Below are 11706 nucleotides of genomic sequence, written 5' to 3' on the forward strand. Positions count from 1 at the left end.
GGTGGATTTATTTCACTTCAATCTCAGTTTTGAGTAAGTCCTGATCACGTGAAGAACCGCCTGCCATAATCTCAAATTTCCCGGCCTCAACGCCGTATTTCATATTGATGTTATGGTAAGCTAGCTTATCAGCAGTGATCACAAAAGTAACCTTCTTTGATTCGCCTGCTTTGAGTGCTATGCGCTGAAAATCCTTTAACTCTTTCACAGGGCGGGTTACGGTGCTGACCTTATCGCGTATGTAAAGCTGAACAATCTCAACTCCCTCTTTCTTGCCGGTGTTGGACACTTCAACAGTAACCTTAACCGACTCCCTGTTTTTGATTGTTTTCTTTTCGGCTTTGATCTTGTCATATTTGAACGTGGTGTAGCTCAATCCGTAACCAAAATGGTAAAGAGGATCTATCTTTTCTGAAAGGAAATCATGGAACTGGGCACTGGGCTTATGATTGTAATACATGGGCAATTGTCCGGCCGACCTCGGAACTGTAATTGTAAGTTTCCCTGAAGGATTGACATCACCAAACAGGATGTCTGCTGCGGCAGTTCCTGTTTCCTGGCCCATATACCAGCCTTCAACAATAGCCGGTGCTTTTTCAGCAAGCTTGTTAATTGACAGGGGACGGCCGTTAACAAGGTACACAACAACCGGTTTTCCGAGCGCCAGCATGGCATCGGCAAGTTCCTGCTGTTCGCCGAAAAGGTCCAGTGTGCTGTTATCACCGATATGATTCTTGGCCCATGCTTCACGGCACAGATGCTCGTTTTCACCGATTGTCAGTATGATCACATCAGCTTTTTTGGCGGTTTCAACAGCCTCTTTGATAAGCTTCAGGTTTTCTTCACGCGAAGCAAAAACGATATCATCGTATTTCCAGTTAAAATAACTGGTGCTTGTATTGGTTGTGAGTTTGCATCCCTGGGCAAACAGCACTTCGCTTTGTTTCCCGGCCTTTTTGGTGATTCCTTCAAGCAAACTGACCTTCTGATGAGGTTCGCCTGCATACCCGCCGAAATACAAATCTTTTGCACAAGGACCTACAACCGCGATTTTCCTGAATTTTGAAGCCGAAAGGGGTAACAGGTTGCCTTCGTTCTTAAGAAGCACGATGGATTCACGGGCTGCCTTAAGAGCTGCCTGCCTGTGTTCGGGCTTTTTGCTTACCGCAATAGCCTCGTCCCAATTGATAAAAGGATTCTCGAACAAACCCAGTTCGAATTTCAATTTCAGGGTTTGCGCAACCGCCTTATCAATTTCGGATTCCTTTACTTTACGTTCTTTAACCAGTTTGGGAAGAAGTTTATAGAAATTTCCCTGGGGAAATTCATATTGCACACCGGCGTTAAAAGCAGTGGCGGCGGCTTCCTTTTCATCTGCTACTACAAAATGTTTTAGCAACAGCTGGTCGATTCCGTAATAATCAGATACGATCATGCCATTGAATTTCCACTCTTTGCGAAGCAGATCCAGCAACAGCCATTTATTTGAATGCGATGGAACACCGTCCACCTCGTTGTATGACGGCATTACCGAAACGGGTTTAGCCTTATCGATACACATTTTAAAGGGAGGCATATGATAATCATAAAGCACCCTGAGCGAATAGTTTGCCGGGCCCTGGTTCTGGCCGCCTTCCGACTGACCGTGACCCACAAGGTGTTTAAGTGTGGCTGCCACATGGTTTTTAGCCACCTTTCCGTTTTTGGATCCCTGTAAGCCTTTAACAGCAGCCACAGAAAGCATTCCGTTCAGGTAAGGATCTTCACCGTAGGTCTCTTCAACCCTTCCCCACCTTGGATCGCGGCAAACATCAATAACAGGTGTGAGGGCATGATGAGTTCCCCTGGAGCGCATTTCATGGGCAACAACGCCATATACTTCCTCGAAAAGAGCCGGATCCCAAGAACAGGCGAGGCCTATTGCCTGGGGAAACACTGTCGATTCCGGCCGCATCATCCCATGCTGACCTTCATCCACAAACATGGCAGGTATGCCAAGGCGGGTGTTCTCGACAAGATATTGCTGGATCTTGTTCCTCATGGCTACCGTTTCCTTGATGCCAAAGGGAGCTGGATGAATGGAATGACAACCTTTTCCGAATACAGCCTTCATTTTCTCAGGATCTTTAAAGATTTCTTCCTTGAAATCTTCAACTCCCCCGTTCCAAAGGCCCATCAATTGTGCGGCCTTTTCTTCGATTGTCATTCGTTTCAGCAGATCCTTAACCCGCTTTTCAACGGGCAGTTTCGGGTTTTTATAGGGTGCGTTCATAATAATTACGATTTACGATTTACGATTTGTTTTACAATTTACTATTTAGGATAAATAAGTTTATGGTTTACAGTATCCAGCATCCAGCCTAATACTGTTTCCGCCTCTCAGCCAGTTCATTCTGCATTTGAATTTCAGTGGCACGGTCGATCTTGTAGAACATCAGGATACCGATAATAATCAGGATGGACAGGGCAGGATACAAACTCGATGAAAGCCTGATTCCCTGGATAGCAGTGTCGCTTTGCTGAACCAATGCCTGGTTTGCTGCCGGAGCAACATAACCGTACCATTTAAGCAACATTCCGCTGATGGCTCCGCCGATGGCAAGACCCACTTTCAGTCCGATCAATCCGCCTGCAAACAGCAAAGCAGTTGCCCTCCGGTTATGCTTCCAATCGGAATAATCAGCCACATCAGCCAGCATAGCCCATGGAATGGCCATTGTAATACCCCACGAAAGGTTGAACAAAACCTGTAAAAGCAATACCATCATCACATTGGCAGGAGAAACCACATAGAAAAGTGCGATGAACAGGGTTGAAGGAATCAGTCCTATGACCAGGATATTCCTTTTGCCCATCTTTTTTCCCATGGCACTCGATATTACAATTCCTAAGAGAGATGCCAACTGCCCAAAAATATTGGTAATGCCGAAAACACTCACTGCCGGATCGGCATTCTGTCCGGCAAGACCAATCATTTCAAGGAAGCCACCCATTCCATTGTTGAGTTTATTCATAAAATCAGTCATGCTGGGTAAATCCAGGTAATTCTGGAAATAAAAAAGAAGCATTCCGTTTCTGAGCGAAAGGAAAGTAAAAGTCATTATGAACACAAGGAACAGGATCACCCATTGCTTATTTTGAAGCAGGCTTGATATATCCTCTTTAAGCGAAGGCTTTTGGGCGGGACTGGGCTTAATGCGTTCTTTAGTTGTGGAGAAAGTAATCAGGAAGAAGATCATGGCTAGGGCTGAAAAGATACCCATGGTTATCATATACCCCTTCTCACTGTCGCCTTTACCAAAATGATTTACCATAGGTGCAGCAAATCCCTGTATAGCAAGCTGTGCAAGAACAACAAAAACAAATCTTACTGAAAACATACTGCTCCGCTGCTTCTGATCACCGGTTATTACACCGCTCAAGGCAGAATAAGGAACATTGTTGGCCGAATAAACAAGCATTAATAATATATAGGTAATGAATGCCCATACCACCTTACCTGATGGTTCCATATCAGGCGTGAAAAAGGCCAGAAAGCCGAACAATCCGAACGGCACAGCTGTCCATAAAATCCAGGGCCTGAATTTTCCCCAGCGTGTTTCAGTGCGGTCGGCTATAACCCCCATGACCGGATCAGCAACTGCCCCTATCAGACGTCCTACAAGGAACAATATGGCAATGGTGCCACCTCCGATCCCGAACGTATTGGCATAAAAACTCAGCTGAAGAAGCATTATCGTCTGGAAAATAAAATTGGCGGCGGCGTCACCCAGCGCGAAACCTATTTTTTCCCTTACTGATATTTTTTCGGTTTGTGATTGCATTTGTTCTGCTTTTGGTTAGTGAAATGAAATATTAAAAGGCTGATTTAAATGTAAAAATCTTTTTTTACGTGACAATGGACATAGCGTACTTTTTACGTCAAGTATTTCTAAAATTAAAGCAATTAAATAATTATTTTTGCAATCGGTTGCAGAGTAGAGCGATACAAACTTTTAACAATTCGAACATCAAGGCAATAGACAAACGAAAATGAATCCTCTGATCGAAAAAGAGATTAAAACAGCTTTAATTACAGGCGGAGCATCCGGTATAGGCCTTGCCATTGCCCGAAAATTCACTGAAAATGGGATCCGGTGCATCCTGGTTGGAAGAGATGAGATGAAGTTATCAAAAGCCGCAACAAACCTGGGAAAGACTTGTGAGTTCGTAGCTTTTGATATAACCAGGTTTAGCGAAATTCCCGGGATGGTGACCGATATATATACGCGCCTCGGAAAGATTGACGTTCTTGTCAATAATGCCGGCATCCACCTGAAGAAACCGCTTTTCGAAGTTACAGATGAAGAATATCAAACGGTGATCCGCACAAACCAGGTTGCCGTATTTTCCCTGAGCCGCGAAGTAGGGTCCCGCATGGCCCGTGATAAAAAAGGCAGTATTATAAACATCAGTTCAATGGCATCACAATACGGTCTTCCGCAGGTTATTGCCTATACAGCGGCCAAATCGGCCGTGGAAGGAATGACAAGAGCCATGGCTGTTGAACTTTCACCGTTGGGCATCAGGGTCAACTGCATTGCCCCTGGATTTATTGAAACCGAAATGTCGTCAAACGCACTGGATAAGGACCGCGGCAGAAAAGAAAAGGTTTTGAGCCGCACACCTATGGGTCGCCTGGGAAAAGCGGAAGAAGTAGCCGATGCCGCCCTGTTCCTTGCCACCGATGCCTCCTCATATATAACCGGAGTGGTTTTGCCGGTTGACGGGGGTAATGCTGTAGGATTTTAGAACAGACCGGGAGAGGGGGAGACAGGGTGAAGGGGTGATGGGGTGAAGGGGTGATAGGGTGATGGGGTGATGAGGTGATGGGGTGATAGGGTGATGGGGTGAAGGGGTGATGAGGTGATGAGGTGATGGGGTGACTAGTCCCATGAGTCTCATTCGTCCCATAGGTCCCAGACCAGTAGACCAGTAGACCAGTAAACTAACAGACTAACAGACTACAGACCAACAGACTAACCAATGAAAATAACATCCGCAAAAGCCATCCTCACCTGTCCCGGAAGAAATTTTGTAACGCTTAAAATCATGACCGATGCCGGCATATACGGGTTGGGAGATGCCACACTTAACGGCATGGAAAAACCTGTACTATCTTTTCTTGAAAGCTATTGCATACCGACACTCATTGGTAAAGACCCCTTCAATACCGAAGATACCTGGCAGTATTTTTACAGGGGCGTTTACTGGAAAAGAGGTTCTGTGGCCATGACTGCATTATCAGCTATTGACATGGCACTGTGGGATATAAAAGGAAAAGCGCTCAACACACCGCTGTATAACCTGCTGGGAGGGAAAAGCCGCGACCGGGTGATGGTTTATGCTCATGCCAATGGCGCCACACTGGATGAAACAATTGAAAACGCCGGTAAAGAAAAGGAAAAGGGATTCAAAGCCATCCGGCTGCAATCCGGTGTTCCCGGGATTTCGCATGCCTATGGGGTGGCTTCAAAAGAAACCGGTTTTTATGAGCCTGCCCATAAGGGATTACCGGTAACCGAATATTGGAGCACTTCGAAATACCTTGATTTTATTCCCAGGGTATTTGAAACGGCAAGGCATGAATTCGGCACTGAGATTCACCTGTTGCACGATGTACATCACCGGTGTACGCCTATTGAGGCGGCGCGACTGGCAAAAAATCTTGAGCCATACCGCCTGTTCTGGCTGGAGGACCCGGTGAGCGGTGAACTGCAGGAAGGATTGCGGTTGCTGAGGAAACATTCCGTAACGCCTGTTGCCATCGGAGAAGTCTTTAATTCAGTTTACGACTACACCATGCTGATAACCGAACAGCTCATCGATTACATCCGCATGCCTTTATCACATGGGGGCGGGATAACTCACCTGAAAAAGTTAGCTGATTTTGCATCCATATACCATATTCAGACCGGCCTTCACGGTGCCACCGACCTGTCACCGGTTAATCTTGCCGCTTCCATTCATTTCAATATGGCAATCAACAATTTCGGAATCCTTGAATACATGCCGCACCAGGAAATTGTGAATGAGGTTTTCAAAATCAATTACTCATTTCACGATGGCTTTCTGTCGGTCTCTGATTCTCCCGGTATAGGCGTGGATATCGATGAAGATAAAGCCGCACAATACCCTTATCAAATGGCCTCCCTCCCGGTTAACCGGAAAGAGGATGGAACCATGTTTTATTGGTAGTGAAGTGAATTCGTTTGAATGAATTCGTTTGAATGAATTCGTTTGAATGAAATCGTTTGAATGAAATTGTTTGAAACGGTTTGAATACTTTTTTCGAACTCTTTTTCAAACTTCTTTTCAAACTTCTTCTATAACGCCCTTATAAAACTGCCGTTTGTAATCATCTTCAACACATTGATACCATACCAAACATGGGCGTAGAAGCACATAAGCACAAATAAACCAATCACGAACATAAAGAGGAGGCCCAAATACCGGCCGGCCAGATTATGGCCGGCTTTGACAAAGCGTCGCGAAAACGAATCAATCCATTGCTGAAGCCATGTGAAAAGCGGGAAGAAAATCAGGGCAATGATTCCCATCGAGATCAGTGTAAACCGCAACGGCTTTACCTGCCATTTATAACTGATGAGCTTATCGGTAATGTAGCCGGTAACCAGGTTGGCAGTAAGCAGGGTGAAGAGCGTAGCCGTGAAATTGAAAAGTTTTTTGTACATAACTAACTGGTGTGAGATATCATGGATTTAATTTAAGAACCGGGAAATTCCAGGATTGCCCGTTATACATTACATGAATAACATATTTGCCCGGGGCAAGATGTTCTACCGGAATGTCTACCTGGCCGGAATATTTAACAGGAATCGTAATGATCTTCACAGCCCTTCCGAGCATATCAATGAAAAGAATATCAAGGTTGTAACCTGAATAGGGAATATCCAGGCAGAAATGTGACGTGAAGGGATTCGGGTAAACAGTCATACCAAAACCCTTGCCAAGCTTTATATCGGAAATTGTAAGGTGCCTGTTTTCCACTGATACATTTACAATCTTTGGCGAATAACCGGTTGCCGTATAAACAACCTGGTAGGTACCTTCCTGTATAAGCCTGTAGTAAGATCCATCGTCATTTCTTGTATACACGAAAGAATTGTCAAAATCATGTTCGATAATCCTGACCCTTGCCCTCAAAGGCAGACCTGTTAATGAATCCACAACAGTTCCTGCAAAACCGGTGTACATTTCCTCCATATACCCGAGAAGGCTGCGCTTATTATAATCCCAGTATTTAACCAGGTCATTTTCAGGAGGGATCTTGTCATCACCCAGTTCAATTGTCACCTCCCGACCGTTCAGATAATAATTTACATAGTCCTGCCTTCCGCCATAGACCTGGTACCAGGAAATACCCCTTGTGATCCCGTTATTTAAAAAGGTCATATAACCCAGGGGAGCATGTGCATGAACGGTATCCGTGTACGCCCTGGATATCAGTTTATACCAGGATTCATCCGCATGACGGCTTTCCCAGGTATCCCAGGGATAATTTACAACCTCTGCTCCTCCGTGAAAATTAGCCGATAATACAGGCTTTATCATACTCATAAACCGCATCATTGACCTTGTTTCCGGCTGAAGTGCCGTAGTATCAATAAAACCCAGTCCTATTTCAGGAAAATCCCGGTTAAGATCAACCGCATTGCTGTTAAACCGTATGGCACCATCAATGGATGAATCGGAAAGAAAATATGCGCCGTCAGGATTTGCAAGCGGGTTGATCCAGACCTCAGCATTATCAACCAGGCGGGTTATTTCAGGAACCACGGAATAACCGCTTAGAAGTGAATCGACAAGCTGAAGCATCAGGATGTAACCAAGCGGTTCGTCGCCATGCATGCTGCCGGAATAAAACAATACAGGTTCCTTCTCACGTTCACCGGGATTATCGCTGATTTCAAGAGCCAAAAGTTTATGACCTTTTGGTGTGGTTCCGAAATCCACAAGCCTGCACAACTGCGGAAAATCGATTGCAAATTGGTGCATTTTTGAAATATACTCGTCATACCGCGGATAGCTAACACGGGTGGCTGACCTTTGATTCACCTTTGTTCTGAGAGAAGGTGCCTCAACTATTTCAAAGGGAATATTGAGTCTTATGAATTCTTCAAACTGACCGGAGTTTGCATAAGCGGTTATGGTGTCATTTTTAATTTGATCAATAGACACGATCCGGGTAAGTCGGCTGATATCAGGGGTATCTGCTATTCTGAACCTGATGATCACTTCTCCGCGTGTGGCAATACTATTTCTTGCCGCTGATGTGTTTTTTTCAACGGATTGCGGGTGTACCGGAACAATGAGAACCTGAAATACGAATAAAAGAGTAAGAACAGGTTTCCAGAGCTCAGACATTAAAACGGATATGGAGGATGTCCGCATCGCTTACCACATAATTCTTGCCTTCAATCATCAGCTTGCCCTTTTCCTTGCAGGCATGCTCAGAGCCGAGCGTAATAAAATCATTGTATTTAATTACCTCCGCCCGGATAAATCCTCTTTCAAGGTCACTGTGAATGGCACCTGCTGCCTGCGGAGCCGTCATTCCCCTGTGTATTGTCCATGCCCTGATTTCATCTGCACCCACTGTGAAAAATGATAACAGGTTGAGCATGGCATAAGCCGACTGTATCATCCGGTTTACGCCGGGTTCAGTGAGTCCTGCATCGGCCAGGAATGCCATCCTGTCTTCTTCATTATCAAAATCAGCAATCTCCGATTCCAGCCGTGCGGCAACCACAAGCATTTCAGTGTGCCTGTCCTTTAATGCTTCCTTTACACGTTCGACATAGGCATTTCCTTTCACAGCAGAGGCATCATCCACATTGCAAACGAACATCATAGGCTTAACCGTAAGCAAAAATAAATCATCAATATATTTCCGGTCATTGGCTTCAAGGTGCAAATCGCGGATATTTCCGAATGATTCAAGCTTTGATTTTACTTTATTCAATACCTCAATCCCGTGCTTTGCGTCCTTGTCGCCCGACTTGGCAACCTTCTCAAGCCTTTGAAGTTTTTTTTCCACACTCTCAAGGTCTTTCACCTGCAATTCGAAATCGATGTTTTCAATATCCCTTACAGGATCAACCGATCCGTCAATATGCGGAAGATTCGGGTCGTCAAAACACCGCAGCACATGGATGAGGGCATCCGTTTTTCGGATATCGTCAAGAAACTTGTTACCTACGCCTTCGCCCTGGTTGGCGCCTTTTGCGAGACCGGGAATGTCAACGATCTCAACAGTGGCATGCACAACACGCTGGGTGGGTACCAGTTTTTCAAGTTCATAAAGCCTTTTATCCGGTACATGAATGACACCAATATTCGACTTGTTTGAAGTAAATGCAAAATTTGAAGTCTCGGCTTTTACATTCGACATGCAATTAAAAATGGTTGTTTTCCCCGTGTTGGCAATTCCGATAATACCGCATTGAAGACTCATAATTTGTGATTAGTGATTAGTGACTGGTGACTGGTGATTGGTGACAAAAGTACAAATAAAACAAAAAACAGGGTGCCCTGCAATCGGTTGAAAAAGTTTATTTTATATTTGCCGTAATTGCTGTTCCTAATAAACAGTGTTTGACAATAAAACAATCATTCATGAAAAAAGAAGTCATTAACAGAGCATCAGACAATATCCGTATTTTATCGGCCGCCATGGTAGAAAAGGCTAAATCGGGCCATCCCGGTGGTGCCATGGGAGGTGCCGATTTTATCAATATCCTCTACAGCGAATTCCTCAACTGGGATCCTTCCGATATGAGCTGGAGAAACAGGGACAGGTTTTTCCTTGATCCCGGACATATGTCGCCGATGCTGTATTCTATCCTTACTCTCACCGGCAAATTCACCCTCGATGATATTCGCAACTTCAGGCAATGGGGAAGTTGTACACCCGGTCACCCGGAACTTGATGTGAACAGGGGTGTTGAAAATACGTCAGGTCCTCTTGGTCAGGGACATACAATGGCTGTGGGAGCGGCAATTGCAGAACGTTTCCTCTGTGCACGCTTTGGCGAATGGATGTCGCATAAAACCTATGCTTACATATCCGATGGAGGAGTTCAGGAGGAAATATCACAGGGCGCAGGAAGACTGGCCGGTTTTCTGGGCCTGCATAACCTGATCATGTTCTACGACAGCAATGATATACAGCTTTCAACAAAAACCGATTGTGTTACAGTTGAAGATACAGCTGCTAAATATGAAAGCTGGGGCTGGCTTGTAATGACAATACACGGCAATGACCAGGATGAAATCAGGGCTGCCCTTATGAAAGCCAACCAGGAAAAATCGAAGCCCGTTTTGATCATAGGCAAAACCACCATGGGTAAAGGCGCCCTTGATCCGAACGGAGGAAATTTCGAAGGACAGACTTCAACTCACGGGATGCCGCTGGGAGAAGCCGGTGCTTCATTTGAGAAAACAATTGAAAACCTGGGGGGCAACCCGGCTGATCCGTTTGTTGTTTTTCCTGAGGTGGCCGAATATTATAAGAATGTGCTTGACAAGAAAAAGCAGGCTGCCCTTGCCCGAAAAGATGAGGAGAAAAAGTGGGCTGCCGCGAATCCCGAACTCAGTGTTAAGCTTGAAGAATATTTCTCAGGCAAAGCGCCTGTTATGATTCCCGAACAGATAGCCCAGAAAGACGATATAGCAACCAGGGCCGCATCAAGCACCGTGTTAGGCTGGCTTGCCAAAAATGTAGGAAACATGATCGTTGCCTCGGCCGACCTTTCGAACAGTGATAAAACTGACGGCTTCCTTAAAAATACAAAAGCCTTTAAAAAAGGCGATTTCAGCGGAGCCTTCCTGCAGGCCGGTGTATCCGAGCTGACAATGGCTGCAGTTAGCAACGGTATTGCCCTCCATGGAGGCGTTTTTGTTGCATGCGGAACATTCTTCGTATTTTCCGATTACATGAAACCTGCAGCCCGACTGGCTGCCCTGATGCAACTACCGGTGAAGTATGTATGGACTCACGATGCATTCCGCGTGGGAGAAGACGGTCCCACTCACCAGCCGGTTGAACACGAAGCCCAGATCAGGCTCATGGAACAGCTCAAAAATCATCACGGGCAGAACAGTATGCTCGTACTTCGCCCGGCTGATGTACATGAAACCACCTGGGCATGGAAACTAGCCATGGAAAACATACAGACACCTACGGCGCTTCTTCTTACACGGCAAAATGTTCCTACCCTCCCCGCTCTTCCCGGTTCCACACGAATTGCCGACGCAGCCAGGATCGCTAAAGGAGCTTACATAATAAAGGATACGGAAAACCCCGATGTTATCCTCCTGGCCAATGGTTCAGAAGTGTCAACCCAGATGGAAGGCGCCCGTAAACTCGAAGAAAAAGGTATTAAGGCAAGAGTTGTTTCCGCTCCTTCCGAAGGTCTTTTCCGTGTGCAATTGAAATCATACCAGGAAGAAGTGATTGATCCCAATCTGCCTGTATTTGGAATTACAGCAGGTCTTCCCTCCACTTTGCAGGGACTTGCCGGTAAGAACGGTAAAGTATTCGGGCTGGATCATTTCGGTTATTCAGCGCCCTACAAGGTGCTTGATGAGAAATTCGGTTTCACCGCTGATAATGTGGTGAAACAGGTGACGGAAATGCTGGGA

At 45.5% G+C, this 11706-nt stretch carries 8 protein-coding genes; 3 read left to right on the forward strand and 5 right to left on the reverse strand.

The annotated features are described in order from the left end of the window. Nucleotides 1-7: 7 nt before the first annotated feature. Nucleotides 8-2272 (reverse strand): glycoside hydrolase family 3 N-terminal domain-containing protein, encoded by a 2265-nt coding sequence (locus VK179_21065; protein ID HLO61255.1) that lies wholly within the window; start codon nucleotides 2270-2272, stop codon nucleotides 8-10. Nucleotides 2273-2360: 88 nt separating this feature from the next. After that, the gene (locus VK179_21070) at nucleotides 2361-3824 is read right to left on the reverse strand and encodes an MFS transporter (GenBank protein HLO61256.1); all 1464 of its coding nucleotides are present in this window, start codon (nucleotides 3822-3824) and stop codon (nucleotides 2361-2363) included. Nucleotides 3825-4032: 208 nt separating this feature from the next. Between VK179_21070 and VK179_21075 the strand changes: the two genes are divergently transcribed. Beyond that, on the forward strand, nucleotides 4033-4791 hold the full coding sequence (locus VK179_21075; protein ID HLO61257.1) for an SDR family oxidoreductase: 759 nt from the start codon (nucleotides 4033-4035) through the stop codon (nucleotides 4789-4791). A 234-nt stretch (nucleotides 4792-5025) separates the two neighbouring features. Beyond that, nucleotides 5026-6237: a D-mannonate dehydratase ManD gene (gene manD / locus VK179_21080; protein HLO61258.1), complete on the forward strand. Its 1212-nt coding sequence runs from the start codon at nucleotides 5026-5028 to the stop codon at nucleotides 6235-6237. A 128-nt stretch (nucleotides 6238-6365) separates the two neighbouring features. Here the strand turns inward: manD and VK179_21085 are convergent, their stop codons facing one another. The 3 genes from VK179_21085 to ychF are packed head-to-tail and all read right to left on the reverse strand — an operon-like array spanning nucleotide 6366 to nucleotide 9517. After that, the gene (locus tag VK179_21085) at nucleotides 6366-6734 is read right to left on the reverse strand and encodes a hypothetical protein (protein HLO61259.1); all 369 of its coding nucleotides are present in this window, start codon (nucleotides 6732-6734) and stop codon (nucleotides 6366-6368) included. 19 nt (nucleotides 6735-6753) lie between these two features. Continuing rightward, entirely contained in the window at nucleotides 6754-8427 is a 1674-nt protein-coding gene (locus VK179_21090; GenBank protein HLO61260.1) for a M14 family zinc carboxypeptidase, read from the reverse strand. Continuing rightward, nucleotides 8420-9517, reverse strand: a complete 1098-nt coding sequence (gene ychF / locus VK179_21095; protein HLO61261.1) for a redox-regulated ATPase YchF — start codon at nucleotides 9515-9517, stop codon at nucleotides 8420-8422. Before ychF ends, VK179_21090 begins: the two co-directional genes overlap by 8 nt. A gap of 161 nt (nucleotides 9518-9678) precedes the next feature. Here ychF and VK179_21100 point away from each other — a divergent pair. Beyond that, a partial coding sequence (locus tag VK179_21100) for a transketolase (GenBank protein HLO61262.1) occupies nucleotides 9679-11706 on the forward strand: 2028 nt, incomplete at its 3' end.

The sequence above is a fragment of the Bacteroidales bacterium genome (assembly GCA_035299085.1).
GTDB lineage: Bacteria > Bacteroidota > Bacteroidia > Bacteroidales > UBA10428 > UBA5072.